The organism is Stenotrophomonas sp. HMSC10F06, assembly GCF_001807865.1.
GTDB lineage: Bacteria > Pseudomonadota > Gammaproteobacteria > Xanthomonadales > Xanthomonadaceae > Stenotrophomonas > Stenotrophomonas bentonitica_A.
Map to the genome: position 1 here is coordinate 131,108 of NZ_KV791279.1, position 26,564 is coordinate 157,671.

Here is a 26,564-nt window from a genome sequence, read left to right on the forward strand (position 1 = left end):
GGATTTCCGCAGGAGCGGCCATGCGCTTTCGTCGTGTACGTTCGATCCCGCTGCTGGCGGTGTTCGCCGCCTTGACCGCCTGTGGCGGCCGCGCCGCCGACAGCACCCTGATCCGTGAGTCGTTCGACTCCGGCGATACCTATTCGCGCACGGTGCCCGGCCCGCCTGCCCAGGCCTGCGAGGCCGCCCGCCGCACCCTGCTCAGCCAGGGCTATGCGATCGCCCGCGCCGGCGATGACGCCGTGGAGGGCAACAAGAACTTCCAGCCCAGGGATGAAGAGCACGAGCAGCTGGTGCTGCGTATTTCGTGCGCGCCGCGCGGTGACCAGGCGCTGGTGTTCGTCAGCGCGGTGCAGGACCGCTACGCGTTGAAGAAGAGCCCGACCTCGGCCAGCGTCGGCGTCGGTGCGCTGGGCTCGGTCTCGCTGCCGTTCGGCAGCAATGACGACTCGCTGGTGAAAGTGGCCAGCAGCACCGTGCAGGACGCCACCTTCTATCGCCGCTTCTTCGAGCGCCTGCAGCAGTACCTGCCGGCAGCGGCCGTGCCCGAGCCCAGCCCGGCTGCCGCGCCGGCGACCGCCCCCGCTGCGGCGGTGGAGCCGACGCCAGCCACGGTGGTGAGCGATACCCCGGCCTCCCTGCGCTGAGCGGGCGGGGGTGCGGCGCGCCATGGCAGCAGGATCGCGGCGCTGGCACCGCTGTGCGCTCGCGGTGCTGCTGGGGCTGATCCCGGCAGCCAGTGCGTGGAGCGCGGCGTCGTGTGCGCAGGGCGTGCTGGAAGCGCTGGGCTGGCAGTTCAGTGAGGCGGACGTCGCTGCACCGGTGGTCCATGCCGGACCGGTCTGCGAGCGCGCCGACCTGCGCCAGGCGCAGGCCGCAGGTGACCTGCGCGTACGGCTGCCGCGGCAGTGGTCGGCGCAGCAGCGCCAGGCCTGGCTGCCGACCCTGTTCGATGACCCGGGCACGGTCTGTGCGTATGCATTCAAGCTGGGCGCGGCCACGCGCCGGGCCACCACCGCCCTGCAGAACAACGACGGCTTCCGCTTCTCGGCCTTGCAGCTGGGCTGGATCGGTTTCGGTGCAGGCGGCGCGCAGGCCAAGGGCTGGGAGCGCTTCCGCAGCTTCGGTCGCGGCTATCAGCCGGCCGAGGCCAACAGCGCGGCACTGCAGACCTTCTACGAGGGCCGCGTACGGGCCGAATGCGGGGTCGGCCGCCAGGTCGCGCAGTTGGCGACCCAGCGCGAGCTGTACGGCGATGCCGCGTTCGATCGCGAGTTCTCGGCCGATGAGCTCTCCATCGGCACCTTCCTGACCCTGCACGAGACCGACAGCATCCTGCTGGGCCGGCACGCCGGTGAGTTCCTGGCCGATGGCAAGGCGAAGCAGACCGCCCTGCGCGGGCGGCAGGCCTTCGTCGGCACGCCCGGTTTCATCGAGCACGTGTTCGAGCGGAAGTACCTGGACGACATCAACAACCAGGCCGAGAACTTCGTAGTGGTCGATGTCAGCGATGCCGCGGCGCGCGCGCTGCGCGAGCACGACGGCTTTGCCTACTACGACCAGATCAACCGGCGCATCTGGTCACTGGCCCAGCGCATGCCGGGCCCGGGGCCGCGCCGCTTCGAGCGGCTGCTGATCGAGCGGGATCCGATCTGGCGGCGCGAGGTGCCGGCCGAACAGCAACCGCTGCTGAAGGAACTGGATGCGTTGCTGGACGATCCGTTCTACCAGGGGTTCCTGATTTACGTGCATCCTCGCGGTATACGTCCTATCGGATATCACATCGCGCGCCTGCTCGATCGCAATCCGCGCACGCCGTTCGCGATCGAGCTGGGGCTGCACAATCTGCACACCACGTTGTACCGGCGCTGGATCCAGGCGCAGCTGCGGCAATGCGCGGCAGCGCCGGTACCTCCTGTTACACAACCGCATTCGCAAGCTGAGCAAAGGTGAGTCATGGATATTGCAATGATTGGGCTGGGCCGCATGGGCGCCAACATGGCCGAGCGCCTGCATCACGGCGGACACCACGTGATCGGTGTCGATCCCGGTGAGGCCGCGCGTACCGCGGCCGCCGAGCGCGGTTTCGAGGTCAGTGCCTCGATCGCCGAGACGCTTGCGGCGCTGCCGGTGCCGCGCGTGGTGTGGCTGATGGTGCCGGCCGGCGTGGTTGACCAGACCCTGGCGTCGCTCTCGCCGCATCTGTCCGAAGGCGACGTGGTGATCGACGGCGGCAACTCGTATTACAAGGATTCCATGCGCCGCAGCGAGCAGCTGCAGGGCGAGGACGTGACCTACATCGACTGCGGCACCAGTGGAGGGGTGTGGGGCCTGCAGGAGGGCTACAGCCTGATGATCGGCGGCGACAAGGCCGCGGTCGAGCGGATCGGGGCGATCTTCCGCACGCTGGCACCGGCCGAGGACCGTGGCTGGGCGCACGTCGGCCCGAGCGGGGCAGGGCACTTCTGCAAGATGGTCCACAACGGCATCGAGTACGGAATGATGCAGGCCTACGCCGAAGGCTTCGCGCTGATGCAGCACAAGACCGGGTTCAATCTCGATCTGGCGCAGGTGGCCAAGGCCTGGCAGCACGGCAGCGTGGTGCGCTCGTGGCTGCTCGACCTCAGTGCCGATGCCCTGGGCCGCAACCCGCAGCTGGAGGGCATCGCGCCGTATGTCGAAGACTCCGGCGAGGGCCGCTGGACCGTGGCCGAGGCGATCGATCTGGACGTGCCGGCGCCGGTGATCACGCTGTCCCTGCTCGAACGCCTGCGCTCGCGCGAGAAGAATTCCTTCAGCGACCGCCTGCTGGCGGCGATGCGTAATGAGTTCGGTGGTCACGCGATCAAGACCACGTAAGCCGGACCAATGCGGGCCGGCGAAGGTGATCGTCCGGCCCGTGGCCGCCAGCGCTGGATCCCCCGGCCAGAGTAAGTGAGCCAGGGCGTTGCCTCAGAGCGTTATCCGTCGCCCGCTGCGCGCACTTTCCGCACCGGCCTCCAGCAGGCGCATCAGCTGCAGCGCCTGCTCGGTGCTGACCGGTGCCTCTGCCACGCCCAGCATCGCATCGCGGAACTGCGCATAGAACGCACGGTAATCACCGGGCACGTTGTCCACGGTGCTGCGCTGGGTGTGACCATCGGCGTCGACCCGCACCAGATGCCCGTGCTGCGGGTCCAGGCCCCAGCCCGGCGCACCCGGTGCGATACCGCGGCGCAGCTGGTCTTCCTGCACGTCCAGCCCGTCTTTCAGATAGCTGCCGGCATCGCCATGCACGATGAAGCGCGGGCCGGAGGCGGCCACCAGCGAGCCGGCGTGCAGGATCGCGCGGTGCCGCGGGTAGTGCAGCACCGCGTGGAAATAGTCGTTGCCCAGCGCGTGCTCACGCTGCGCCATCAGGTCCACGCTGATCGCGCCGGGCCAGCCGAACAACTGCAGCATCTGATCCAGCAGATGGGGGCCCAGATCCATCCACAGGCCGCTGCCGGGCGCATCGCTTTCGCGCCAGCGCTCGCGCACCTGCGGGCGGAAGCGGTCGAAGTGGGAATGGCATTCGGCGACGCGACCGATCCGGCCCTCGTCGATCACCTGCTTGAGGGTGAGGAAGTCGGCGTCATGGCGGCGGTTCTGGAAGACGGTGACCACGCGTTCGGCCGCCTGCGCCGCCCGCACCACCGATTCGGCCTCCGCAACGGACAGCGCGAACGGCTTGTCGACCAGTACATGCTTGCCCGCCGCGAGTGCAGCGCGCGCCAGAGGGGCATGCGCATCGTTCGGCGTGGCGATCACCACCGCATCCACCGCCGGGTCGTCGAACAGCTGCTGCGGGTCCGCGCAGATGCGCACATCGGTGAAGCTGCGCAGCAACCGGTCGCGCTGCGAGCTGACGATGCTGTGCAACGCCAGGCCCGGCGTGTGCAGGATCAACGGCGCATGGAAGACGCTGCCGGCCAAGCCATAACCGATCAATCCCACCTGCAGTACGGCGGCCATGGTGCGCTCCAACATAACGGGGCAGGACAGCGTAACGGCTGGGCGTGCGCGGCGGAAATCTGAACGGTTCGGCAGGAAGCTGAGTGGTTCACGGCAGCGTTATGCGGCGCCCACGTCCCGTCCACGGCCCGGCACGGACACTGGCTGCACATCCGCAAAGGAATTCGAACATGACCAACACGACCCGTAATCTGCTTGCTGCTTCGCTGGCCCTGGGCATGGTGCTGGGCACCTCTTCCGCCATGGCCAAGGATCCGCCGAAGACCACCGATCATGCCGCGATGACCCACGCCGATACCCACGATTCGGCTGAGCCGGTCACCGACAGCTGGATCACCACCAAGGTCAAGACCGACCTGCTGACCAGCAAGAACGTCCCGGGTACCGAAGTGAAGGTGGAGACCGTCAATGGCGTGGTCACCCTCACCGGCACCGTTGCCAGCCAGGCCGAGCATGACAAGGCCGTCCGTGTAACCCAGCAGATCAAGGGCGTCAAGCGTGTCGACGCCGCTGGCCTGAAGGTCGCCGCGACCGCCGCCAAGCGCTGAGTCCTGCTGCACCGTTGAACAGAGCGCGCCTTCGGGCGCGCTTTTTTGTGCGCGCTTGCCGGGCCCGCGCGCTGTTCAGTCAGGTGAGCGAGCGCGTATTCACAAAGGGGTGGAGTATATTCAGCGCTTCGCCATCGCCGTGCGGTGCGCATGCCGGCTGTACGCGCATGGGCAGGACCGGGTGTGGCACCGAGCTGAAGAGGGACTATGGCGCTGGTGTTCAGTGATCAAATCTGGGACCGCTGGCGATTGCCGGCACTGGCCCTGGCGGCGGTAGCCATCATCGTGGTGCCGTGGCTCACCCTGCGCAAGCTGGCCGATGACAACATCGATGCGATGAACTGGGTCACCCACACCCAGGATGTCGGCGTGGCTGTATACCAATTGCAGGCCGACGTGCGCGATGTCGAATCGGCCGCGTTGACCATGTCCAAGGGCATCGATGCGCCTGGCCTGCGCGAACGCCTGGCCCAGGCCGACGATATCCCCGGGCGGCTGGCCCGGCTGGCCGAGCTGACCCGTGACAATCCGGATCAGCTGATCCGCATCGGTCGCATCCAGTCCATGCTCGAACGCCGCATGGAGCTGGCCAAGCAGCTGGCCCGCTCGGCGCCCGATGCCGACCAGCGGCAGCTGGTGGCCGACCTGACCACCCGCTATCCGATCCGCAACCTGGTCGAAGAACTGCAGGCCACCGAAGAGCAGCTGCTCGCCAAGCGCTCGGCGCTGTTCGCGGCCCAGCAGCGCCAGGGCGAGTTCATTTCCTGGTCGGCGCTGGTGGTGCAGCTGCTGCTGCTCGGCCTGGTGCTGTGGCTGCTGCAACGCCAGATCCGCCATCGTCTCAGCGCCGAACGCGCCTCGCTGCGCGCGGCCGGACGTGCCGCGTCGGTGCTGCACACGGTGCGCGAGCCGATCGTGCTGCTGGACCGCAGCCTGCGCGTGCAGATGCACAATCCCGCGTTCGCCGAACTGTACGGGCTGGACGAGGAAACCTCGGCCGAAGGGCTGCCGCTGGACAGCATCGGCGACGGGGCTTGGGCCGATGCGGTGGTCCGCCAGCGCCTGACCGACGTGCTGCTGCGCGGCCGCGAGCTGTGGGATTACGAACACGAACAGCGCACCGCCGATGACGTGGTGCGGATCATGCTGATCAACGCGCGGCGCATGCCGCTGCCGGACAAGGATGATGAAGTGGTGCTGATGACGGTCAGCGATGTCACCGTGCAGCGCGCCGTACAGCTGCGGGTGGAGGAACTGAACCGCCAGCTGGAAGGCAAGGTCGAGCAGGTCTCGGAGGTGAATCGCGAACTGGAAGCCTTCAGTTACTCGGTCTCGCACGATCTGCGCGCGCCGTTGCGCCACGTGGCCGGCTTCTCCGACAAGCTCACCCGCCACCTGGGCGACGAGGCCGACGAGAAGTCCCTGCATTACCTGGGCGTGATTTCCAATTCCGCCCGGCGCATGGCCGCGCTGATCGACGATCTGCTGGTCTATTCGCGCCTGGGCCGGGCGGCGATGCGGCTGCAGGCGGTGGACATGCAGTCGCTGGTCGCCGATACCCGCGCCATGCTCGATGCCAACCAGCAGAGCGAGGCCGAGAGCAGCGGCGTGCCGCACCATGTCGACTGGAAGATCGCGCCGCTGCCGATCATCGTTTCCGATGAAAACATGATGCGCCAGGTCTGGCTGAATCTGCTCGGCAACGCGATCAAGTATTCTTCCAACCGCGAGCCGGCCCGGATCGAGGTCGACTACAAGCTGCAGCCTGACGGCAGCCACCTGTTCACGGTGCGCGACAACGGCGCCGGGTTCGACATGGCCTATGCCGGCAAGCTGTTCGGGGTGTTCCAGCGGCTGCACAAGGCCAGCGACTACCCGGGCACGGGCATCGGCCTGGCCAGTGTCCGCCGGGTGCTGACCCGCCACGGCGGTCGCATCTGGGCCGAATCGGCGGTCGATCAAGGCGCCACGTTCCACTTCGTTCTTCCACCCGCGCTCGACGCAATCAACAAGGGCTCCGCCGCATGACCGCTCTCCGTACCATCCTCCTTGCCGAGGACAGCCCCGCCGACGCCGAGATGGCCATCGACGCCCTGAAGGAGGCCCGCCTGGCCAACCCGATCGTGCACGTCGAAGACGGCGTGGAAGCGATGGACTACCTGCTGCGCCGTGGCGCCTTCGCCAACCGCGACGAAGGCCTGCCGGCGGTGCTGCTGCTGGACATCAAGATGCCGCGCATGGACGGCCTGGAAGTGCTCAAGGAAATCCGCAACACCGAGGAGCTCAAGCGGCTGCCGGTGGTGATCCTGTCCTCCTCGCGCGAAGAAAGCGATCTGGCGCGCAGCTGGGACATGGGCGTGAACGCGTACGTGGTCAAGCCGGTGGACGTGGACCAGTTCTTCGGCGCCGTGCAGACCCTGGGCAAGTTCTGGGGCCTGATCAACCAGGCACCGGAGATCGAGTAAGCCCATGCCGCTGACCGGCCCTGCGTTGGGTGCCCTGCGGATCCTGCTGATCGAGGATTCGCCGGAAGACGCCGAACTGATGTGCGAACAGATGCTCGACGCTGGCCTGGAAGCCAGCTTCGAGCGGGTGGAGAGCGCGCAGGAACTGCGTGAGGCGCTCGAGCGCGCCGCGCCGGACATCGTGCTCTCCGACCTGAGCATGCCCGGCTTCTCCGGCAACGAGGCGCTGCAGATCGTGCGCGCTGCCTTGCCCGAGGTGCCCTTCATCTTCGTGTCCGGCACGATGGGTGAGGAAAACGCCGTGGCGGCCCTGCACCAGGGCGCCAACGACTACATCATCAAACACCAGCCGGCGCGCCTGCCCTCGGCGGTGGCCCGTGCGGTGCGCGAAGCGCGCAGCGCGATCGACCGCCAGCGCGTGGAAGCCGAGCTGATGCGTGCCCAGCGGCTGGAAAGCCTGTCGCTGCTGGCGGCCGGGCTCAGCCACGACCTGCGCAACATCCTGCAGCCGCTGCTGATCATGCCCGACCTGATGAAGGCGCGGACCGAAGACCCGCAGCTGCACCACCTGGCCGACATCATCGCCGAGTGCGGCCGGCGTGGTCATGAGATGGCCGAGTCGATGCTGTCCTTCGTGCGCGGGTCGCGCAAGCCCAGCGAACACATCTGCCTGGTCCACCTGTTCGAAGGCGTGGAGCTGCTCCTGCGCAGCAACCTGCCGGCCAAGGTCACCCTGCACCTGGAGGTGGCCGACGGCCTGGCGGTGGATGCCAACTACACCGAGCTGCAGCAGGTACTGCTCAACCTGTCCCTGAATGCCATCCAGGCCATGCCCAATGGCGGCCGTCTGACCCTGCGTGCCGCCCCTGCGGCCGATACCCATGGCGACGACTGGCTGCGCATCTCGGTGACCGACGAGGGCATCGGCATGGATGCGGACACGCTGTCGCACCTGTTCAATCCCTTCTTCACCACCAAGGCGACCGGCACCGGCCTGGGCCTGATCTCGTGCAAGCGCATCATCGAGGGCGCGCACGGCAGCATCCACGTCGACAGCCAGCCCGGTGTGGGCACGCGCTTCGATCTGCTGCTGCCGATGCGCGAGATCACCGACACCGCCGACGCCGTGGATGGGCCGATCGCCGCTGGTGCCGGCCAGTCGATCCTGGTCGTGGATGGTGAGGCGACGCGCCTGTCGCTGCTGGGCAACGCGCTCTCCAGCCAGGGTTACCACCTGCAGCTGGCCTCCGATGGCGCGGCCGCGCTGCGCTGGATGCAGCAGGAAAGCATGCCCGCGCTGGTGATCGCCGATGCCGGTTCCAAGCTGCTCTCGGCCAGCCACCTGCTGGGCGAGATGGCCACGCTGGGCTATCGCGGTCCGGCGCTGGTGCTGGAAGAAGCCGATGTCACCGTGCCGCTGGCGGTGTTCCCGCCCGGCATCAACGTGCACGTACTGCGCAAGCCGCTGGAAATGCAGCAGGTATTCCGTTCGGTGGCCGAGGCGCTGGAAACCGCCTGATCAGCCTTCCCACGGAAAGCGTGGGAGGCTGGCCACGGCCTGTTCGAGTTTGTACGACCAGTTGCCGTGGATCTCGGCATACAGCGGGCTGTCGCCGGCCAGGCGCATGCGCTGGGTGATGCGCAGTTCATCCTTGCGGATCAGCACCAGATCCACCGGCAAGCCCACCGAGAGATTGGACCGGATCGTGGAGTCCAGCGAGACGATGGCGGTGCGCGCGGCATCTTCCAGGCGGGTCTGAGGGCGCAGGATCCTGTCCAAAATCGGCTTGCCGTACTTGGATTCGCCGATCTGCAGGAACGGGGTTTCCGGCGAGGCCGCGATGGCATTGCCGAGCGGATAGATCATGTACAGCCCGGGGTGCTCGCCGCCGATCTGGCCACCGAGGATCAGCGTCGCCTGGGTCACGATGCCGTCCTGGCCCGCCTCATGCGTGCTGGATTTGACCTGGCTGTCGAGCAGGACCCGGCCCACGTACTCGGCCACTTCGAACAGATGCCGGTAGGCGCGCAGGTTTTGCGGCCGCTGCTCTTCCACGTCACGGCGCAGCCGCGAGATCAGCAGCTGGGTGGTCGCCAGGTTGCCGGCGGCCATGATCACGAAGGCCGCCTCCCCGGGGAACTCGAACTCGTGCAGCTTGCGGTGCACGCGCACGTCGTCCAGCGACGCGTTGGTACGGGTATCGGCGGCGAAGACCAGGCCTTCGTCCACCTCGATGCCGACGCAATAGGTCATGTCGGTGTCCTATGATGTGCACCCCGATTCTATGCGCTGGCCCTGTTGGCCCGGTGTGGAATCGCCCCACGTACGCTGAATACCATGACCACTGCGCTCCTGAGCCTGGGCAGCAACCTGCAGCCGCAACAGCACCTTCACGCCGCGGTGGAGGCCCTGCGCGCGCGCTTCGGCACGATCGCGGTCTCGCCGGCCTACCGCACCGCCGCGGTGGGCTTCGATGGCCCGGATTTCCTCAACAATGCGGTGGCGATCGAGACCGACCTGCCATTGCAGACGCTGGATGATTGGCTGCATGCGCTGGAAGACGCCCACGGGCGCGACCGCAGCGGCCCGCGCTTCAGCGACCGCACCCTGGACATCGATGTGGTGTTCTACGGCGACCTGATCGTGGAGGGCCCCGGCCATCTGCGCATTCCGCGCCCCGAACTCAAGCATGCTTTCGTGCTCAAGCCGCTGGCCGATATCGCGCCGGCGTTCCGCGATCCGGTCAGCGGGTTGACCCTGGAGGCGCTGTGGCGTGCCCACCGGCAGTTCGGCGAGCCGTTCGACACGATGGACCTGTTGCCCGCGTAATCATGCACCGGGCAGTGCCGGCCGCTGGCCGGCACTACCGGGGCGGTCCAACGGGTGTTCAGGACAACGTGCGCCCGCCATCCACGCGCAGGGTGTGCCCGGTCACGAACGCCGCATCCGTGGCCAGCCAGTACACCGCTTCGGCGATCTCCTCCACGGTGCCGGTGCGGGCCAGCGGAGTACGCGCCAGCAGCGCCTGCTGGGCGAAATCATCCTTGCCCTGTTCCGGCCACAGGATCGCCCCGGGCGCGACCGCGTTGACCCGTACCTTGGGCGCCAGTTCCAGCGCCAGCGAGCGGGTCACCATTTCCAGCGCCGCCTTGGCGGCCGCGTACACCGGGTGGTCGCGCATCGGCTGGGTACCATGCAGATCGGTCAGGTTGACGATGCTGCCCTGCTGGCGGCGCAGGTGCGGCGCGGCGGCCTGGGCCAGCAGCAGCGGGGCACGCGCATTGACCGCGAACAGGTCATCCCACTGGGCGGCGGTGATCTGGCCAAGCAGGGTGGGGTAGAAGTTGGAGGCATTGTTGACCAGCGTGTCCAGCCGGCCGAACTGGGCCACGGTCTGGTCGATCAGATCGGGCAGGGCCTCGGCATCGCGCAGGTCGGCCTGCAGCGCCAGCACGCTGCCCGGGCGCAGCATGTCCATGTCGAAGGCCATCTGTTGCAGCTCGTTGGTGGAGGTGTGGGCGTGCAGCACCACCGACCAGCCACAGGCGTGGAACTGGCGGGCGATGGCCGCGCCGATCCGGCGCGCGCTGCCGGTGATCAGCGCCACGGGCGCGGTATCGGTCATCGGGGGTACTCCCTGCTCAGGCTATGCTGTGCATTGTCACCGCAATCGCCCGCGCCATGCATTCCCCACTGCCCCTCCCCGAATCCGACGCCCTGGCCCACAGCGACGAGCTGGCTGCGGCGCTGCGCGCTGAAATCCTTGCCAACGGCGGCGCGATGCCGTTCTCCCGCTTCATGGAGCTGAGCCTGTACGCGCCCGGTTGGGGCTACTACAGCGCCGGTGCCAGCAAGTTCGGGGCCGCCGGCGATTTCACCACCTCGCCGGAAATCGGCGCGCTGTTCGCCGCCACGCTGGCCAATGCGATCGCCCCGGTGATGCAGCAGCTCGGGCCGCAGGCGCGCTTCATGGAGGTCGGTGGCGGCAGCGGCGCGTTTGCCGAAGTGATGCTCAAGCGCATGCTGGAACTGGACGCGCTGCCCGAGCGCTACGCGATCCTGGAACCCAGCGCGGACCTGCGGCAGCGCCAGCGCGAGCGCCTGGAAAAGGCGTTGATTCCACCGGTGTTCGCCCTGGTGGAATGGCTGAACGGCCCGTTCGATGATGACTGGGATGGCATGGTCTTCGCCAACGAAGTGATCGACGCGCTGCCGACGCCGCGCTTCCTGGCGCGCGACGGCATGGTCTATGAAGAGACCGTCGAACTGGATGCCGACGGCGCCTTCGTGCGTGGCGCGCAGCCGGCCGATGCGATGCTCAGTGCCGCGGTCCGCCACGTCGAGCATTACCGCGAAAAGCCCTTCGCCGACGGCTACCGTTCCGAACTGCTGCCGCAACTGCCGTACTGGATCCAGGCCATTGCCGGCGGCTTGAAGCGCGGCGCGATGCTGTTCGTCGATTACGGCTACCCGCGCAACGAGTATTACCAGGACGACCGCGACGACGGCACCGTGCGCGCGTTCTACCGCCACCACGTGCACAACGACCTGTATCGCTGGCCGGGCCTTCAGGACCTCACCGCCTCGGTGGACTTCACCGCGCTGGCCGAAGCCGGCACGGGCGCCGGTTTCGAGCTGGCCGGTTACTGCACCCAGGCCAGTTTCCTGCTCGGCAACGGGCTGGACGCGCTGCTGGAAAAGGCCGATGCGCGTACCGATGAGATCGGCCGCGTGCGCCTGCGCGATCAGGTCAAGAAGCTGACGCTGCCCACCGAGATGGGCGAGCGCTTCCAGGTGATGGGCTTCCAGCGTGATGTCGATTTCGAAGCGGCGTTCGAACTCGGCGATCTGACCTGGCGTCTGTAAGGTGACGGCGACAACGCTGTTGAAGCCATTGCGCTGGCCGCGATGCTGGCTGGCGCTGTGGTGGCTGGCGGTGCTGGGGACCATCGTGGTCTGCCTGATCCCGCCGCCGCCGATCCCATTGCCGGAAAACAGCGACAAGGTGGAGCACTTCCTCGCCTACTTCCTGCTGGCCGCATCCGCGGTGCAGATCTACCAGCGCCGCGCGGCGCTGATCTGGGCGGCAGTCGGCCTGGTCGCGCTGGGCATCGGCATCGAATTCGCGCAGGGTGCCTTGACCGTCAATCGCATGGCCGACCCCATGGATGCGCTGGCCAACAGCGTTGGCGTGCTGGCCGGCATGGCGATCGTGTTCACCCCGCTGCGCGATCTGCTGCTGCGCCTGCGCGGTTGATGCGTGTGACGCCGGCGACGCACGACCGGTAGTGCCGGCCGCTGGCCGGCACCCCGGTGCCCGAATTAGCGCGGCAACAGCGTCATCTCATCCAGCACCCACATCGTCGGCCGGGTATCGCCGGTGAAGCGCACGCACAGATTCTGGGTGCCCTTGAGCGAGCGCGGCAGCGCCGCCTCCAGCGTGATGAACCCATCGGCGCCTGGTGCGGCCGGCAGCTTCACGCTGGCCAGCGGCTTGCCAGTGCACTGCCCGCCGAGGATGTCCATCTCGCCGTGTGCGCTGCGCTTGGGCGCGAAGCGGCGGTTGGGCTCGTCGTGGGCCAGTTGGAAGTAGTACGGGATCCGTCCGGCGCGAATGCGGACGCTGGCAATGCCGTCCACATCCGCGCCCTTCCACAGCCAGCACGGGTTGAAGATGTCGACGTTGAAGATCGCACGCTCGCCGTCGGCCGGGCCGTCGTCTTCCAGGCGCAGCAACAGCTGGCCCTCGCCCGGGCACTGCGCGAGATGTTCGTCGGTGCGCGACAGCAGCGACGTGGCTGTGACATCGAAGCGGCTGGCAGCCTTGGCCAACGCCTGGCCGTTGAAGAACGTCGCGGCCTGTAGGGCGACCGGCAGCGGCTGCTGCAGCGGGCCGGTATAGCGAGGGGACTGCGCGGTGACCGCGCTGCCGTCCACGCTGTAGTGGATGTCGTAGCCGAGCGGCGTACTCAACGCCAGCGTTGCGGTGCCGGCGCTGCGATCGTCACGGCTGTCCAATTCCACCTGGAAGGGCGTCTGCGCGTAGGCGATGCCCATTGCCTGGTACCGCTGCAGCTGTGCCGGCAGGCGCGCCAGGAAGTCCGCATAGTCGCGGCGCTCGCGCGGCGACCAGCCGGTCTCGGCCACGGCCGCAAGGCGCGGGAACAGGTTGTGCTGCAGGCGCGCGTAGCTGCGCGTGTGCTCGGTGAACATGTTGGCCTGCAGGCCGAGGATGTGGTGCTGCTTGTCCTTGGCCAGCGCGTCGGGCACCGGTTCGAAGCCGTACACGCGCGCCAGCGGAATCGTCGCCGGGCGGCCCGGCGGCTCGTTCTCCGAATTGGTCTGCAGGTAGTCCATGTACATGTCGGTCACCGGCGACATCACCACGTCGTGGCCTTCGCTGGCCGCTTTCAGGCCGCCTTCGGTGCCGCGCCAGGACATCACCGTGGCTTCCGGCGGCAGGCCGCCCTCAAGGATTTCATCCCAGCCGATCAGGCGCCGGTCGTGCTTTTCCAGGAAGGTTTCCAGGCGCTTGATGATGTGGCTCTGCATCTCCATCTCATCATTGGCGCCGACCTCGCGCATGCGCGCCTGCACCCGCGCGGAGGCTTCCCACTGGTCCTTGACCGCTTCATCGCCACCGACGTGCACGTACGTGGCCGGGAACAACGCGATGACCTCCTCCAGCACGTTCTCGAGGAACTCAAGGGTGCTGTCGTCGGTGTTGAACAGGTTCGGGAACACGCCCCATTCGCTCAGCGGCTTGAGCGGGGTGTCGATCGTGCCGAGTTCCGGATAGGCCGCGATCGCTGCGGTGGCGTGGCCGGGGACGTCGATCTCGGGAATCACCTGGATATGGCGCGCGGCGGCATAGGCGATCACCTCGCGGATCTGGTCCTGCGTATAGAAGCCGCAGTACGGTCGCTCGGCGCCGGTGACCGGATCGCGGCCACCATCGCCGGCCGGAATGCGGCAGCTGCCGACGCCGGTCAGTTTCGGGTAGCGCTTGATCTCCATGCGCCAGCCCTGGTCATCGGTGAGATGCCAATGGAAGGTGTTGAGCTTCTGCTCGGCCATCGCATCCAGCACCTGTTTGATCTCATCCAGGCTCTGGAAGTGGCGGGCCGAATCGAGCATCAGGCCGCGCCAGCTGAAACGGGGCGCGTCGTCGATACGCAGCGCCGGGAGCTTGCCATCGCTGCCGCCGGTGAGCAGCTGCGAGAGCGTGGCCGCACCGTAGAACAGGCCGGCTTCGGTGGCGGCCTGCACGGTCACGCCAAGCGCGTCGGAACGCAGCTGGTAGCCCTCGGCACCGGTCTTGAGCGCGGCGTCGAGCACGAAGCGGATGCCGTGCTTTTCGCGTCCTTCGCTGACCGTCACGGCCGGGCCACCGCTGTCACGCAGCAGGGTAGCGAACTGTGTAGCAACGCGTTGCGCGGGCTGGCCTTGTGCATGAACCTGCGTGGCGGCCGTCACCGTGTAGCCGGCGCCCTCGAGGCGGTCGACCTTGGCGGGTGCGGGGATCAGCATCAGCGAACCGGGCAGGGCATGCGGGCCGTCCGGTGCCTGCGCGTCGGTGGCCTGGGCCAGCGGTGCGAGCGAGAGTGCCAGTGCGAAGGACAGCAGCGACAGCGAGGTACGACGGGTGCGGGTGTGCATCGGGTCATTCCTTTGTAGCGATTCGGGTTCCACCTGTGAAAACGGGCCCGGAGATCCGGGCCCGTTTCAGGTGTGCAGCGTACTACCGGGGCAATCAGAACTTGAAGTGCAGGGTCGCCATGTAGCGGCGGCCGCTCTTGTAACGCGAAGCCAGGTGGTCCTTGTCGCCCAGATACTGGAAATACTCTTCATCGAGCAGGTTCTGGGCGTCGATGGTGACCGACCAGTTCTCGTTGAAGGTGTACCCGAAGCTGGCGCCCAGTTCGGCGTAGTCGTCCACGCTGGCCGGTGCCGAGCCTGCGACGTAGCCGCCGGCCAGATAGCTGTCGCGCCAGTTGTAGGTCAGGCGGGCGTTGATCGGACCCTTTTCGTAGTACGGGCTGAACGCGATCGAGTTGCGCGACTGGTAGGGCAGCGCATCACCGGAGTTGTTCTCACCGTTGGCGTAGGTGTAGTTGGCCGTCAAGCCGAAGCCGCTCTCGCCGAAGGGCTGCTGGTAGCTGAGGTTGAAGCCCTTGACGTGGCCGCTGCCGGCATTGCGCGGACGCTGGATGCTGTAGTCGCAGTAGCCGTCGGCCGCACAGCCGTTGGTGCCCACGATGTTGGCCCAGGTGGCCGGCGAGGTATCGCGGATCGAGTTGTACTGGCGCTCGGTGACGGCGCTGGTATCGATGTAGTTGTCGATCTTCTTGTAGAACAGCGACCAGGCCACCACCGACTGCGGAGCGAAGTAGTACTCGGCCGACAGGTTGTAGTTCCAGGACTCATACGGCGACAGGGCCGCATTGCCGCCACTGCCGGTCAGGGTGGTGTCGTTGAGGAAGGTGTTGTTCACCATCTGGTTGTACGGCGCCCACGCGATGACCTTGCTGGCGCCGAAGCGGAACACCCAGTCGCTGTCGGTGTCGTAGACCAGGTTGACCGAGGGCAGCAGGAAGTCTTCCTTCTTGGTCTGGGTCTGCCACTTGCTGTCCAGGTCGGTCAGGGTGGGGGTGCCGCCGTAGACGAAGCCGCTGCCGGCCGTCTTGGAATCCACGTAGCGCACGCCAACGTTGCCGCGTACCGGGCCGTTGGAGAAGTTCAACTGCGCATAGGCGGCATTGTTGGTCTGCTCCAGCGCCCAGCTGTTGTTGAGATAGCTGGCCGGATCCGGGTTGGCGAAGTCCAGCGGGCTGCCCTTGACCCAGTTCAGCACGTTGTCACGGCCAACCTGGATATGGCGGCCCTGGCCATCGGCGAAGCCCTGGATGTCGGTCAGCCCGATGGTGCCGACGTCGGCCAGGGTGCCCGGACGCACGCCGCCATACACGTTCAGATCAAAGCTCTCTTCGTGCTTGCCGTGGCGAACGCCGAACTGCAGCTGGTTGAAGATGCTGTCGAACTGCACATTGAAGTCCAGCTGTGCGTAGGTGTCCTTGCTGTCGGTGGAGAAGATGCCGTTGTTGCCGAACCAGCCACCGGCCGAGCCCCAGTTGGCCGGATTGCGGGCCGCATCGGGGTTGTCGAAGGTGATGCCCTTGTCCAGGTTCCAGCTGAAGCCACCGTTGTAGAACGGCTCGATGAAGTACTGGGCCAGCTCCTTGTTCTCGGACTTGCTCTGGCCGGCTTGGCCGCTGATGCCCCAGCCCTCGCCCTTCCAGGCGCCACGCAGGTCCAGACCCTTGGTGGTCACTTCGGATTCGCGCACGTTGTTGTCGTAGATCACTGTGCCGCTGTTGGCGGTGGCACTGGCGTTGGAGTGGCCGCTGTTGACCACGCCGTTGCGCACATCGCCGAGCTGGTTCACTGCACCGATGGTGCCGGGATTCCAGGTCAGGAAGGAGTACATCGACTGGTTGTAGTTGTCGAAGTTTTCCTTGATGTACAGGCCGCTCAGGTTGAACTCGAGCTCATCGGTGGGCTTGAACTGCAGGTTGACCACGGCGCTGTCGCGCTTGCGGTCCTGCTGGAACCACGCCGCATTGACCGAGTTGGGCACATCCGCGTTCGGGTCCACGCCCGGCGCATTGGTGAAGGTAGAGGCCTTGGCGTACCCGAACACTTCCATGCCCTGGCGGTCCACGCGCTCTTCATAGTGCTGCGCGGCCACGTTGATGCCGAAGGTTTCCTCGTCGTTCTTCCAGCTGTAGATCGCCGAGGCGTTCGGCTTGCCCTTGCTGGCCTGGTCGCTGTAGCTGTAGCCGATCGAGGCGGCCACTTCATTGGCGCGCATGTCCAGCGGCTGACGGGTGTGCATCAGGATCGTGCCGCCCAGGCTGCCTTCGGTCAGGCGCGCTTCGGAGGACTTGATGACTTCCATGCGGCCCAGGATCAACGGCGACAGCAGGGTGTAGTCGAAGCCGCGGTTGGGCTGCTCGCCGTACAGCCAGATCGCCTGCGCGACCGGGTGGCCATCCAGGAAGGACAGGTTGAGGCTGGGGTCGGTGCCGTCGATGCTGACCCGCTCACCCTGGCCGAAGCGACGGTCCAGCGAGATGCCTGGCAGCTGCGACAGCGCCTCGGCCACGTTGGTGCTGGGGAACTTGCCGATGTCCTCGGCGGTGATCGCCTCGGAAATGGTCACGTTATTGCGCTTGGTATCCAGCGACTTTTCCAGGCTGGCGCGGATGCCCACCACGCTGACCGTGTCCAGGTCGGTGGGGGTGATCGAGGTTTCCTGCGCCTGCGCGCCGAACACCAGACAGCTGAAAATGGCTGCCGAAAGCAGACTCTTGCGGTGGTTCATGATGTCTCTCCTCATCAATCCGATGGTTCGCCGGCGACGGCGTGTCTTCTTGCGTCTGGTACGACTTTGCCGCGCGCCCTGGACGGGGCGCGCAATGGGTGCCACGTACTGCGTATTGCCTTTCCCTGCGCGCCGTCAGGCGTTCGGGTGGTCCCTATGTCCCAGGTACCAGCTGGCGGCGCCGATGACGCCCAGCTGCCCGTGCTCGACCACCTTCACGGGAATGCGTTCCAGCGCCTCGCGCATCGGTCCCTTGTTGAGGTACCGCTCGACGAAGGTGCTGTTCAACAGGAAATCGCGGATCTGCGGCAGGATGCCGCCGGCCAGGTAGACCCCGCCGGTGACGCCGTACTGCAGCGCCATGTCACCGATCGTGCTGCCGAGCAGGCCGCAGAACACGTCCAGGCTCTGCCGCGCGAGCGGGTCCTGATCGGCCACGGCGGCGGCGGTGATCGCATCGGGGGTGGTCAACGTCGGTGCGTGGCCGTTCAACGCACACAGGGCGCGATACAAATTCATCAGGCCGGGTCCGGACAGCGCTTGCTCCACCGAGACGTGCGAGCGCTCGCGCAGCATCTGCCGCACGATCGCCATCTCCAGTTCGGTGGTGGTGGCCAGGGTCGGCTGGCCGGCTTCGGTGGCCAGGACCACGGCGCCGTGCGGGGTCGGGATCCACACCGCCGCGCCTAGGCCGGTGCCGGGGCCGACCACCAGGGTCGGCCCACGCGGCGCCGTAGCCGGGCCGGTCAGCTGCAGCACGCCGCTGGCATCGACCTGGGCAGCGGCGTAGGCCACGGCCTCGAAGTCATTGACGATGTAGACCTGGTCCAGGCCGACGTCCCTCTCGATCTGTCGCGCCGACAGCGGCCAGGGCAGGTTGGCGGTGATCACCGTGCCGTCTTCACGCGCATACCCGGCGGTGGCGACGACACAGTGCGCCGGGCGCGGGCCATCGGCCAGGAACTCGGTCAGGATCGCGCTGAGGCCGGCGTAATCGGCATTGCGGAATTTGCGGTAGTCCAGCAGCTGCACCGGGTGGTCCGGATCCGCACTGGCCTGGACCCGGCCCACCCGCACATGCGTGCCGCCCACGTCGGCGGCCAGGAACGGCGGCATCGCAGCGGACGGGGCATGGGCCGGTACAGCGTGGGCGGCGTTGGTCACACGGACTCCATCGGTTGGGCATGGCCAGGGCTGGCCCGGCGATTGAGGCGGAGTCTGTAATCGTTCTGACAACGATGTCAACGATAACCTCACACTTTCGATGCTGCGCCGCAACGGGCCCTGCCACCGGAAAACGTTTTCATCCAACGGCCGTCATGTTTTTGAAAATGGCTTGGAAACAGCCACCCAGCGTTCGTCATGCACGCCGCAGCGGGTTTTTGCGCAGATGCAGCACGGGGTATTCACCGCAGCCGCGGGAAACCAGCTGTTGACAAACCCTGCGGTGAAGACGAATAAATGTGACAACGTTGTTCCCAGCCACTCTTCCGACGCCGCATCGCGCGCCGTCGATGCAGGAGCCTTCTTGATGTCTGCCGTGCCTGCTGCCTCCGCGCGTTCGAGCGTGCTTACCTCGATCCTGATCATCGGCGTGCTGTTCTTCCTGATCGGCTTCTTCACCTGGCTCAACGGTCCGTTGATCACCTTCGTCAAGCTCGCCTTCGAGCTGGACGAGGTCGGTGCCTTCCTGGTGCTGATGGTCTTCTACCTGTCGTATTTCTTCCTGGCGCTGCCCGCCTCGTGGATCCTCAAACGCACCGGCATGAAGAAGGGCCTGAGCCTGAGCCTGCTGGTGATGGCGGCCGGTGCAGTGGTGTTCGCCCACTTCGCGCAGCAGCGCTGGTACCCGGGCGCGCTCAGTGGCCTGTTCGTGATCGGCAGCGGGCTGGCCCTGCTGCAGACGGCAGTCAATCCGTACATCAGCATCCTCGGCCCGATCGAGACCGCGGCCCGGCGCATCGCGCTGATGGGCATCTGCAACAAGATCGCCGGCATGCTCGCGCCGGTGTTGATCGGCACGCTGGTGCTGCATGGCATCGGCGATCTGGATGCCCAGGTGAAGGTGGCCGACGCGGCGGCCAAAACGGTGCTGCTCAACGAGTTCGCCGCCAAGATCCAGCTGCCGTACATGGCCATGGCCGGGCTGCTGGTGGTGCTGGCGGTCGCGGTGCTGTTCTCGCCACTGCCCGAGCTGAAGACCGCTGAAGCCAACGCCACGCCTGCCCGCGCGCCGGGCGTGGCCGAGCGCACCAGCATCTTCCAGTTCCCGCACCTGTGGCTGGGCGTGCTGTGCCTGTTCGTGTACGTCGGCGTGGAAGTGATGGCCGGCGATGCGATCGGCACCTACGGCCACGGTTTCGATCTGCCGCTGGACCAGACCAAGATGTTCACCTCGATCACCCTCGGGGCGATGCTGATCGGCTACCTGGCCGGGCTGGCGCTGATTCCGCACATGGTGTCCCAGTCGCGCTACCTGAGCATCTCGGCGGTGCTCGGTGTGCTGTTCTGCATTGGCGCGCTGCTGACCCACGGTTATGTATCCGTAGGCTTCGTGGCCGCGCTCGGTTTCGCCAACGCAATGATGTGGCCGGCCATCTTCCCGCTGGCGATCCGCGGTCTGGGCCGCTTCACCGAGACCGGCTCGGCCCTGCTGGTGATGGCCATTGCCGGTGGCGCGATCATTCCCCAGCTGTTTGCCGTGCTCAAGCAGCACTTCGACTTCCAGTGGGTCTTCGCCGGCCTGATGGTGCCCTGCTACCTGTACATCCTGTTCTATTCGATGCGCGGCCACCGCGTCGGGCTGTCCCGCGACGGGCAGTGATCGGCGATCATGGACGCTCAACCGGTCAGCCAGGAAAAGACGATGCGCAGAGCGACCATCAAGGATGTCGCCGAACGGGCGAAGGTATCGCTGAAGACGGTCTCGCGGGTCATCAACAACGAGCCCTCGGTGATGCAGGCCACGCGCGCGCGCGTGCTGCGTGCGATCGCCGAGCTGGACTACGAGCCGGATCCGGCCGCGCGCAACCTGCGCACCGGCACCACGCTGGTGGTCGGGCTGGTCTACGACAACCCCAATCCGTACCACATCATCGGCGTGCAGAACGGCGTGCTTGCGGCCTGCCGCGAGACCGGGTTCGGGCTGCAGATCCATCCCTGCGACTCCAGCTCACCGATGCTGGCCGAGGAACTGGCCGACTGGGTGCAGCGTTCGCGCCTGGCAGGGTTGGTGCTGACCGCACCGATGTCCGAGCGCAAGGATCTGGTGGCCGCGCTCACCGCGCGGGGGATCAAGCTGGTGCGCATCATCGCCGCCACCGCCGATCCAGAGGATGGCGCCTGTGTGTTCGTCGACGACCGCGAGGCCGCCTATGAAATCACCGAGCATCTGATCCAGCTCGGCCATCAGCGCATCGGCTTCCTGTGGGGCGGCACCTCACACCGCTCCAGTGGCGAACGCTATGCCGGCTATGAAGCGGCGCTGCGCGACTACGGCATGAGCATCGACAAGCACCTGGTGGTACCGGGTGATTACACCTTCGATGACGGCTTCCGCGGTGCGCGCCGGCTGCTGGCGCTGCGCGAACCGCCTACCGCCATTTTCGGCTCCAACGACGAAATCGCTGCCGGCGTGCTAGCGGCGGCCAAGTCCACCGGCATGAACGTGCCTTACGACCTGTCTATTGCCGGTTTCGAGGACAGCCCGTTCTCGCGCCAGTCCTGGCCGCCGTTGACCACGGCCAAGCAGGCCACGGAAGACATTGCCCGGCACGCTGCGCGGCTGTTGATCGCGCAGCTGCGCAGCGATGCCTACGACGACGCGCCGCTGCAGCTGCAGAACCAGGGCTTCGTGCCACAGCTGGTGGTGCGTGGTTCCACTGCGCCGATGCGCCCACAGGGTGCTCGGCTTCCTTCTCCCGAAACGACCTGAGTTCCCATGTCCCTGCCTGCTCCCCACGACACCCTGATGTACCGCGAAGCCGCCGAGGCCGCCGATGTGATCGCCGCGCAGTTCGCGCGCAACCAGGTGGCCGTGGAGACGCTGGCCGCCAGCCTGCGTGCGGCCCCGCCGCCGTTCGTGGTGACCTGCGCGCGGGGCAGCTCGGACCATGCCGCCACCTACGCCAAGTACCTGCTGGAAACGCGCCTCGGGCTGGTGACTGCCTCGGCGTCGCCGTCGGTGGGCTCGGTGTACGAAGCGCCGCTGAAACTGCGGGGCGCGCTGTACATCGTCATTTCGCAGTCGGGCAAGAGCCCGGACCTGCTGCGCAACGCGGAGGCCGCGCGTGCGGCCGGTGCGCGCGTGGTCGCGTTGGTGAACGTGGAGGATTCACCGCTGGCGCAGCTGGCCGAAACGGTGATCCCGCTGGGGGCCGGTGCCGAGCGCAGCGTGGCGGCGACCAAGAGCTACCTGGCCTCGTTGTCGGCGATCCTGCAGCTGGTGGCCTACTGGAGCCAGGACGCGGCACTGATCGCCGCGCTGCGGGCGCTGCCCGATGCATTGCGCCAGGCCTGGAACAACGATTGGTCGTCGCTGACCGAGGGCCTGGTGCCGGCCCACAATCTGTTCGTGCTGGGGCGTGGCCTGGGCCTGGCCGCCGCGCAGGAAGCAGCGCTGAAGTTCAAGGAAACCTGCGGCCTGCACGCCGAGGCCTACAGCTCGGCCGAGGTCAAGCACGGGCCGATGGCACTGGTCGGCCCGGGCTTCCCGGTGCTGGCCTTTGCCCAGCCGGATGAAACCGGCGCCGGTACCCGCGCGGTGCTGAGCGAGTTCGCTGCGCGCGATGCACAGGTGTGGCTGGCCGATGTCGGCGGCGATCTGCCGCTGCCGGTCGCCCCGCACCCGGCGTGCGCGCCACTGTTGACCATCCAGAGCTTCTACCGCGCGATCAACGCGCTGGCGCTGCGCCGCGGCCACAACCCCGACCTGCCGCCGCATCTGAACAAGGTGACGGAAACCGTCTGATGAAAACTGTCCTGCGCAACGCGCGCATCCTGGCTGGCGACGACTTCCGCGACGACCTGGCGCTGGTGATCGAGAGTGGCCGGATCACCGCGCTGGTATCCGATGCCGCACCGATGCTCGGCCAGGCCGACGAGCAGGTGGACCTGGGCGGTGGCTGGCTGCTGCCAGGCTTCATCGATGCCCAGGTCAACGGTGGCGGCGGCGCGCTGTTCAACAACAGCCCCGATGTCGCCACGCTGCGCACGCTGGCCCAGGCGCACCGCCGTTTCGGCACCACCGGCCTGCTGCCGACGCTGATCAGCGACGATGTGCAGGTGATGCGTGCGGCGATCGCTGCGACCCGCCAGGCCATCAGCGAAGGCGTACCGGGCGTGCTCGGTATCCATCTGGAAGGCCCGTACATCGCGCCGGCGCGCAAGGGCACGCACGATGCGAACAAGTTCCGCGTGCCTGATGCTGCGGAGATCGCGCTGGCCGCCTCGCTGGACAACGGCGTCACCCTGCTGACGCTGGCACCCGAGCGCGTGCCGCTGGAGAGCATCCGCGCGCTGGTCGAGCGTGGCGTGGTCGTGGCGGCCGGCCACACCGCGGCCAGTTACGAAGAGGCGCGTGCGGGCCTGGAGGCCGGCATCCGTGGGTTCACCCATCTGTACAACGCGATGTCACCGCTGACCGGTCGCGAGCCGGGCGCGGTGGGTGCGGCACTGGAAGATCGCGACAGCTGGGTCGGCATCATCGCCGACGGCGTGCACGTGCACCCGGCCAGCCTGCGCGTGGCGCTGGCGACCAAGCCCCGCGGCAAGGTCATGCTGGTCACCGATGCGATGCCGCCGGTGGGTGCGGAAGACCCCAGCTACGAACTGTATGGCGAGGTCATCACCGCCATCGACGGCGTGGTGCGCAATGGCGCCGGCTCGCTGGCCGGCTCGGCGCTGGACATGGCCACGGCGGTGCGCAACAGCGTGCAGCTGCTGGGCGTGTCGCTGGCGGAAGCCGCGCGCATGGCCTCGACCTATCCGGCGCAGTTCCTGAATCTGGATGACCGTTACGGACACATCGCCGAAGGTCATCACGCCGATCTGGTCCTGCTCGATGATGCCCTGCAGGTGCGCAGCACCTGGATCGCCGGGCAGCGCGAAGACACATGAGTGCCGCGCCGCCGGGACGGATGGGCTCGATCGACGCGCTGCGCGGCCTGACCGTCGCAGCGATGCTGCTGGTCAACAACCCGGGCGACTGGAGTCATGTCTACGCGCCGCTGCTGCATGCGCAGTGGCATGGCTTCACCCCGACCGACCTGATCTTCCCGTTGTTCCTGTTCATCGCCGGCGTCTCGATGGCCTTCAGCCTGGCGCCACGCGCGACCAACCCGGCCGCGCGCCCGGCGCTGGTGCGTGGCGTGCTGCAGCGCGCGCTGCGCATCCTGATCGCCGGGGCGTTGCTGCACCTGCTGGCGTGGTGGCTGTTCGAACTGCCGGCGTATCGCCTGTGGGGTGTGCTGCAGCGGATCGCCCTGTGCGTGGCCGTGGTCGGTGTGCTGGCCATCGGCACCCGCGCACGCACGCAGTGGATGGTGCTGCTGGGCGTGTTGGCGGGCTATGCACTGGTCCTGCTGGGGGCCGAGTCGCTGGCCCCGTGGCAGAACCCGGCCAGTCGCCTGGATACCGTGCTGTTCGCACCGTTCCTGTACCGGTACGACGCGCTGACCGGCCTGGGCCATGATCCCGAAGGCCTGCTCAGCAGCGCAGGGGCGATCGCCACCACCTTGCTGGGGCTGATCGCGGGGGGCTGGCTGCGCGCCGGCAGGCTGCGCGCGTTGGGCGGCCTGGCGCTGGCCTGCCTGCTGCTGGGCCTGCTCTGCACCCCGTTGCTGCCGTTGAACAAGCAGTTGTGGACCCCCAGCTTCGTGCTGTGGAGCGGTGGGCTGTCGGTGGCGGCACTGCTGCTGGCGCATCAACTGGTCGATCGTGCCGGCCTGCCGGCACTGGGCCGGCGCTTCGGTGTCAACGCCATCGCCGCCTACGTCGGGTCCTCGGTGATGGCCCTGCTGCTGATCGCCAGCGGGGCATGGGCGTGGTTGTACCAGGGCATTTCGGCGCTGCTGCCGGCCACACCCGCGCTGGCCTCGCTGCTGTGCGCGCTGTTGTTCGTGACGGTGTGGTGGTTCGTGGTGTGGGCATTGGACAGCCGCCGCATCTACCTGAAAATCTAGCGCCGACGCTCACCTTTTACCCGGCCATCACGTTGCAGCAGTAAGAGTACGGTCGCCGGTCTGCGTAGAAGCACTGGGGCCGTTGCCTTACTCCCCTCTTGTTGAACAGGAAAGGTGTATGCGCTCCATGCCCGCTTCGCCGTCACGCACTGTGCTGGCCGTCCGTATTTCGCAGTGGTTGCGCCGAGGCTGTGGAGGGGCACTGGGCACGGTCCTGCTGGCCGGTGCCGCGCCAGCCTGGGCGGGGTGCGACAACCCCGCTCCCGGCCAGGACCAGACGGTGACCTGCTCGGCGGCAGCGCCCAATCCGGACCCGGTCGCGATCGTCACCGCTGCCGGTGCGTCCAACACCACCATCAACGTGCTGGCCAACGCGCAGCTCGCGGTCGCCAGCGGCAACGCGATCACCGTGCAGGCCGGCAGCGGCCACGTCATCAACAACACTGGCAGCATCATCGCCAACGCCGGCCGCGCCCTGCAGCTCAACGGCGCCACTTACCTGGTCAACCGCGGCACGATCCGCGGCAGTACCGGCGGCGTCGTGTCCGGTGCCGGCAACGACCGCATCGATATGCTCGGCGGCAGCATCCAGGGCGGCGTGCTGCAGGGCGCGGGCAACGACACGTTGGTGATCCGCGACGGCGTGATCGACAGCGTCGACCAGGGCGATGGGCAGGACAGCCTGGAGATCAGCGGCGGCAGCGTGACCGGCACCGTGCAGCAGGGCTCGGGCATCGACACCTTCCTGATGACCGGTGGCAGCATCGGCGCCCTGCTGCAGGGCGATGCGCTGGACCGCTTCCGCATGACCGGCGGCCGCATCGTCGGCGCGTTCGACGATGGCGACTACGCCGAAATGACCGGCGGCCGTATCGGCCGGGTCAACATGAAGCTGGACGACAACACCTTCCTGATGTCCGGCGGCACCATCGACGGCAACCTGGTCACCGGTTTCGGCCGCGACACCATCGTGCTGTCCGACGGCTACATCGGCGGCAACATCAGCGTCAGTGGCGGCGATGACGCGGTGACCATCACCGGCGGCACCGTGCGCGGCGAAATCCGGCTGAGCTTCGGCAACGACAGCCTGACCTGGAACGGCGGCGGCGTGGTGCACGGAGCGATCGACTTCGGCGAAGGCGATGATGTCGCGCAGCTGAGCAACCTCAACAACGCCCACTTGGGCGCGCTGCCGTCTTTCGATGGCGGGCTGGGCAACGATGTGCTCGGCCTGGACAACGTCAAGACCAATGGCGTGGCGCGCTTCACCAACTGGGAACAGGTGGCGCTGCGCGACGATACCCAGCTGACGTTCGATGGCACGTGGGTGCTGGGCGACAGCGGCAGCGGCACGGGCAGCCTGGACATCGATGCCACCAGCGCGGTGTTCGGCGGCGGCAGCAACGGCGTCCTCGCCCCGTTCGTGGCCGGGCAGCTGGCCACGCTCACCAATGCCGGCCGCATCGATCTCAGTAATGGGGGCGGCGTCGGCGATACCTTCACCGTGGTGGGCAACTATGTCGGCAACGGTGGCGCGTTGTACCTCAACACGGTGCTGGGCGACGACAGCTCGCTGTCGGACAAACTGGTGATCTCCACCGGCAGCGCCACTGGCACCACCGGCGTGGGCATCCTCAACGCCGGCGGCACCGGCGCGTCCACGGTGGCTGACGGCATCCTGGTGGTGCAGGCGATCAACGGTGCGACCACCGCGCCCACCGCGTTCGCGTTGTACAACCCGGTCGCTGTTGGTGCCTACGAGTATTTCCTGTTCAAGGGCGGCGTCAGCGGCGGCACCAGCGAAAACTGGTATCTGCGCTCGACCCTGGTGGCCAGCGTGACCCCGGCGCCCGCACCGCCGCCGGGTGGAGTCACCACGCCGCCGCCCCCGCCGCCGGAGGGCGCCGGGACCCCGCCGGCGGAGCTGTCACCCGCGCCGCCCCCGCCGCCGGACGTCAATCCGCCGGATGATCCGAACCCGGCCGCGCCCGA

Annotated in this window: 22 protein-coding genes and 1 pseudogene; 16 read left to right on the forward strand and 7 right to left on the reverse strand. The window is 67.3% G+C overall.

Translation table 11 applies throughout. The features are described from left to right. Window positions 1–20 precede the first annotated feature (20 nt). The 3 genes from HMPREF3113_RS10020 to gnd are packed head-to-tail and all read left to right on the forward strand — an operon-like array spanning window position 21 to window position 2,859. Window positions 21–647: a DUF2242 domain-containing protein gene (locus HMPREF3113_RS10020; RefSeq protein WP_070425951.1), complete on the forward strand. Its 627-nt coding sequence runs from the start codon at window positions 21–23 to the stop codon at window positions 645–647. Between the two features lie 22 nt (window positions 648–669). After that, window positions 670–1,953, forward strand: coding sequence for a hypothetical protein (locus HMPREF3113_RS10025; protein WP_070471958.1), 1,284 nt, complete (start codon window positions 670–672; stop codon window positions 1,951–1,953). Window positions 1,954–1,956: 3 nt separating this feature from the next. Next, window positions 1,957–2,859 carry a phosphogluconate dehydrogenase (NAD(+)-dependent, decarboxylating) gene (gnd, locus tag HMPREF3113_RS10030; protein ID WP_070471962.1) on the forward strand — a complete coding sequence of 301 codons (903 nt, stop codon included), beginning with the start codon at window positions 1,957–1,959 and terminating at the stop codon, window positions 2,857–2,859. Between the two features lie 93 nt (window positions 2,860–2,952). Here the strand turns inward: gnd and HMPREF3113_RS10035 are convergent, their stop codons facing one another. After that, on the reverse strand, window positions 2,953–3,993 hold the full coding sequence (locus HMPREF3113_RS10035; protein ID WP_070471990.1) for an oxidoreductase: 1,041 nt from the start codon (window positions 3,991–3,993) through the stop codon (window positions 2,953–2,955). A gap of 170 nt (window positions 3,994–4,163) precedes the next feature. On the opposite strand from HMPREF3113_RS10035, the gene HMPREF3113_RS10040 reads away from it, so the two are divergent. The 4 genes from HMPREF3113_RS10040 to HMPREF3113_RS10055 all read left to right on the forward strand — a co-directional run bounded on the left by HMPREF3113_RS10040 (window position 4,164) and on the right by HMPREF3113_RS10055 (window position 8,525). Further along, window positions 4,164–4,541 (forward strand): BON domain-containing protein, encoded by a 378-nt coding sequence (locus HMPREF3113_RS10040; protein ID WP_019186026.1) that lies wholly within the window; start codon window positions 4,164–4,166, stop codon window positions 4,539–4,541. Between the two features lie 207 nt (window positions 4,542–4,748). Beyond that, on the forward strand, window positions 4,749–6,569 hold the full coding sequence (locus HMPREF3113_RS10045; RefSeq protein ID WP_070471964.1) for a sensor histidine kinase: 1,821 nt from the start codon (window positions 4,749–4,751) through the stop codon (window positions 6,567–6,569). Beyond that, window positions 6,566–7,006: a response regulator gene (locus HMPREF3113_RS10050; protein WP_019186024.1), complete on the forward strand. Its 441-nt coding sequence runs from the start codon at window positions 6,566–6,568 to the stop codon at window positions 7,004–7,006. The genes HMPREF3113_RS10045 and HMPREF3113_RS10050 overlap by 4 nt, the downstream gene beginning before the upstream one ends. A 4-nt stretch (window positions 7,007–7,010) precedes the next feature. Further along, on the forward strand, window positions 7,011–8,525 hold the full coding sequence (locus tag HMPREF3113_RS10055) for an ATP-binding response regulator (protein WP_019186023.1): 1,515 nt from the start codon (window positions 7,011–7,013) through the stop codon (window positions 8,523–8,525). On the opposite strand, the gene HMPREF3113_RS10060 is transcribed toward HMPREF3113_RS10055, so the two are convergent. Further along, window positions 8,526–9,260, reverse strand: coding sequence for a proteasome-type protease (locus HMPREF3113_RS10060; protein ID WP_070471966.1), 735 nt, complete (start codon window positions 9,258–9,260; stop codon window positions 8,526–8,528). Between the two features lie 84 nt (window positions 9,261–9,344). Here HMPREF3113_RS10060 and folK point away from each other — a divergent pair, with 84 nt between their 5' ends. Further along, window positions 9,345–9,836 (forward strand): 2-amino-4-hydroxy-6-hydroxymethyldihydropteridine diphosphokinase, encoded by a 492-nt coding sequence (gene folK / locus HMPREF3113_RS10065; RefSeq protein ID WP_046274262.1) that lies wholly within the window; start codon window positions 9,345–9,347, stop codon window positions 9,834–9,836. A 58-nt stretch (window positions 9,837–9,894) separates the two neighbouring features. Here the strand turns inward: folK and HMPREF3113_RS10070 are convergent, their stop codons facing one another. Further along, window positions 9,895–10,632, reverse strand: a complete 738-nt coding sequence (locus HMPREF3113_RS10070; protein WP_070471968.1) for a pteridine reductase — start codon at window positions 10,630–10,632, stop codon at window positions 9,895–9,897. Window positions 10,633–10,688: 56 nt separating this feature from the next. On the opposite strand from HMPREF3113_RS10070, the gene HMPREF3113_RS10075 reads away from it, so the two are divergent. Both HMPREF3113_RS10075 and HMPREF3113_RS10080 read left to right on the forward strand, forming a co-directional pair. Then, window positions 10,689–11,873: a class I SAM-dependent methyltransferase gene (locus HMPREF3113_RS10075; protein ID WP_070471992.1), complete on the forward strand. Its 1,185-nt coding sequence runs from the start codon at window positions 10,689–10,691 to the stop codon at window positions 11,871–11,873. A gap of 16 nt (window positions 11,874–11,889) precedes the next feature. Further along, window positions 11,890–12,264, forward strand: a complete 375-nt coding sequence (locus tag HMPREF3113_RS10080) for a VanZ family protein (protein ID WP_254665272.1) — start codon at window positions 11,890–11,892, stop codon at window positions 12,262–12,264. A gap of 65 nt (window positions 12,265–12,329) precedes the next feature. On the opposite strand, the gene HMPREF3113_RS10085 is transcribed toward HMPREF3113_RS10080, so the two are convergent. The 4 genes from HMPREF3113_RS10085 to HMPREF3113_RS18790 form a co-directional block, all read right to left on the reverse strand. After that, window positions 12,330–14,666: a family 20 glycosylhydrolase gene (locus HMPREF3113_RS10085; protein WP_070471972.1), complete on the reverse strand. Its 2,337-nt coding sequence runs from the start codon at window positions 14,664–14,666 to the stop codon at window positions 12,330–12,332. Window positions 14,667–14,760: 94 nt separating this feature from the next. Further along, window positions 14,761–17,391 carry a TonB-dependent receptor gene (locus HMPREF3113_RS10090; RefSeq protein ID WP_070471975.1) on the reverse strand — a complete coding sequence of 877 codons (2,631 nt, stop codon included), beginning with the start codon at window positions 17,389–17,391 and terminating at the stop codon, window positions 14,761–14,763. 135 nt (window positions 17,392–17,526) lie between these two features. Continuing rightward, complete coding sequence (locus HMPREF3113_RS10095; protein ID WP_261798218.1) at window positions 17,527–18,555, reverse strand: glucokinase family protein; 1,029 nt, start codon at window positions 18,553–18,555, stop codon at window positions 17,527–17,529. 153 nt (window positions 18,556–18,708) lie between these two features. Further along, window positions 18,709–18,981 (reverse strand): hypothetical protein, encoded by a 273-nt coding sequence (locus HMPREF3113_RS18790; protein WP_175440342.1) that lies wholly within the window; start codon window positions 18,979–18,981, stop codon window positions 18,709–18,711. On the opposite strand from HMPREF3113_RS18790, the gene HMPREF3113_RS10100 reads away from it, so the two are divergent. From HMPREF3113_RS10100 to HMPREF3113_RS18795, 6 genes and pseudogenes are all read left to right on the forward strand, one after another. Then, window positions 18,923–20,215 carry a sugar MFS transporter gene (locus tag HMPREF3113_RS10100; protein ID WP_070471977.1) on the forward strand — a complete coding sequence of 431 codons (1,293 nt, stop codon included), beginning with the start codon at window positions 18,923–18,925 and terminating at the stop codon, window positions 20,213–20,215. The genes HMPREF3113_RS18790 and HMPREF3113_RS10100 overlap by 59 nt on opposite strands. Window positions 20,216–20,257: 42 nt before the next feature. Continuing rightward, a complete protein-coding gene (locus HMPREF3113_RS10105; protein ID WP_070471979.1) occupies window positions 20,258–21,325 on the forward strand; it encodes a LacI family DNA-binding transcriptional regulator in 1,068 nt (355 codons plus the stop codon). 6 nt (window positions 21,326–21,331) lie between these two features. Beyond that, the gene (locus HMPREF3113_RS10110) at window positions 21,332–22,360 is read left to right on the forward strand and encodes an SIS domain-containing protein (protein ID WP_070471982.1); all 1,029 of its coding nucleotides are present in this window, start codon (window positions 21,332–21,334) and stop codon (window positions 22,358–22,360) included. Continuing rightward, entirely contained in the window at window positions 22,360–23,508 is a 1,149-nt protein-coding gene (gene nagA / locus HMPREF3113_RS10115; protein WP_070471984.1) for an N-acetylglucosamine-6-phosphate deacetylase, read from the forward strand. The genes HMPREF3113_RS10110 and nagA overlap by 1 nt, the downstream gene beginning before the upstream one ends. Further along, window positions 23,505–24,572 carry an acyltransferase family protein gene (locus tag HMPREF3113_RS10120; protein ID WP_070471986.1) on the forward strand — a complete coding sequence of 356 codons (1,068 nt, stop codon included), beginning with the start codon at window positions 23,505–23,507 and terminating at the stop codon, window positions 24,570–24,572. The genes nagA and HMPREF3113_RS10120 overlap by 4 nt, the downstream gene beginning before the upstream one ends. A gap of 118 nt (window positions 24,573–24,690) precedes the next feature. Continuing rightward, window positions 24,691–26,564 (forward strand): annotated as a pseudogene (locus HMPREF3113_RS18795) (autotransporter outer membrane beta-barrel domain-containing protein); the annotation flags it as partial.

What these genes read in the sequence shown, in the direction of transcription:
- HMPREF3113_RS10055 (WP_019186023.1), top strand. Translation starts at nt 7,011, where the DNA reads ATGCCGCTGACCGGCCCTGCGTTGGGTGCCCTGCGGATCCTGCTGATC.
- HMPREF3113_RS10105 (WP_070471979.1), top strand. Translation starts at nt 20,258, where the DNA reads ATGCGCAGAGCGACCATCAAGGATGTCGCCGAACGGGCGAAGGTATCG.
- HMPREF3113_RS10070 (WP_070471968.1), bottom strand. Translation starts at nt 10,632, where the DNA reads ATGACCGATACCGCGCCCGTGGCGCTGATCACCGGCAGCGCGCGCCGG.
- folK (WP_046274262.1), top strand. Translation starts at nt 9,345, where the DNA reads ATGACCACTGCGCTCCTGAGCCTGGGCAGCAACCTGCAGCCGCAACAG.
- HMPREF3113_RS10020 (WP_070425951.1), top strand. Translation starts at nt 21, where the DNA reads ATGCGCTTTCGTCGTGTACGTTCGATCCCGCTGCTGGCGGTGTTCGCC.
- HMPREF3113_RS10090 (WP_070471975.1), bottom strand. Translation starts at nt 17,391, where the DNA reads ATGAACCACCGCAAGAGTCTGCTTTCGGCAGCCATTTTCAGCTGTCTG.
- HMPREF3113_RS10050 (WP_019186024.1), top strand. Translation starts at nt 6,566, where the DNA reads ATGACCGCTCTCCGTACCATCCTCCTTGCCGAGGACAGCCCCGCCGAC.
- HMPREF3113_RS10110 (WP_070471982.1), top strand. Translation starts at nt 21,332, where the DNA reads ATGTCCCTGCCTGCTCCCCACGACACCCTGATGTACCGCGAAGCCGCC.
- HMPREF3113_RS10025 (WP_070471958.1), top strand. Translation starts at nt 670, where the DNA reads ATGGCAGCAGGATCGCGGCGCTGGCACCGCTGTGCGCTCGCGGTGCTG.
- HMPREF3113_RS10035 (WP_070471990.1), bottom strand. Translation starts at nt 3,993, where the DNA reads ATGGCCGCCGTACTGCAGGTGGGATTGATCGGTTATGGCTTGGCCGGC.
- HMPREF3113_RS10075 (WP_070471992.1), top strand. Translation starts at nt 10,689, where the DNA reads ATGCATTCCCCACTGCCCCTCCCCGAATCCGACGCCCTGGCCCACAGC.
- HMPREF3113_RS10100 (WP_070471977.1), top strand. Translation starts at nt 18,923, where the DNA reads ATGTCTGCCGTGCCTGCTGCCTCCGCGCGTTCGAGCGTGCTTACCTCG.
- HMPREF3113_RS10120 (WP_070471986.1), top strand. Translation starts at nt 23,505, where the DNA reads ATGAGTGCCGCGCCGCCGGGACGGATGGGCTCGATCGACGCGCTGCGC.
- nagA (WP_070471984.1), top strand. Translation starts at nt 22,360, where the DNA reads ATGAAAACTGTCCTGCGCAACGCGCGCATCCTGGCTGGCGACGACTTC.
- HMPREF3113_RS10060 (WP_070471966.1), bottom strand. Translation starts at nt 9,260, where the DNA reads ATGACCTATTGCGTCGGCATCGAGGTGGACGAAGGCCTGGTCTTCGCC.
- HMPREF3113_RS10040 (WP_019186026.1), top strand. Translation starts at nt 4,164, where the DNA reads ATGACCAACACGACCCGTAATCTGCTTGCTGCTTCGCTGGCCCTGGGC.
- gnd (WP_070471962.1), top strand. Translation starts at nt 1,957, where the DNA reads ATGGATATTGCAATGATTGGGCTGGGCCGCATGGGCGCCAACATGGCC.
- HMPREF3113_RS18790 (WP_175440342.1), bottom strand. Translation starts at nt 18,981, where the DNA reads ATGATCAGGATCGAGGTAAGCACGCTCGAACGCGCGGAGGCAGCAGGC.
- HMPREF3113_RS10085 (WP_070471972.1), bottom strand. Translation starts at nt 14,666, where the DNA reads ATGCACACCCGCACCCGTCGTACCTCGCTGTCGCTGCTGTCCTTCGCA.
- HMPREF3113_RS10045 (WP_070471964.1), top strand. Translation starts at nt 4,749, where the DNA reads ATGGCGCTGGTGTTCAGTGATCAAATCTGGGACCGCTGGCGATTGCCG.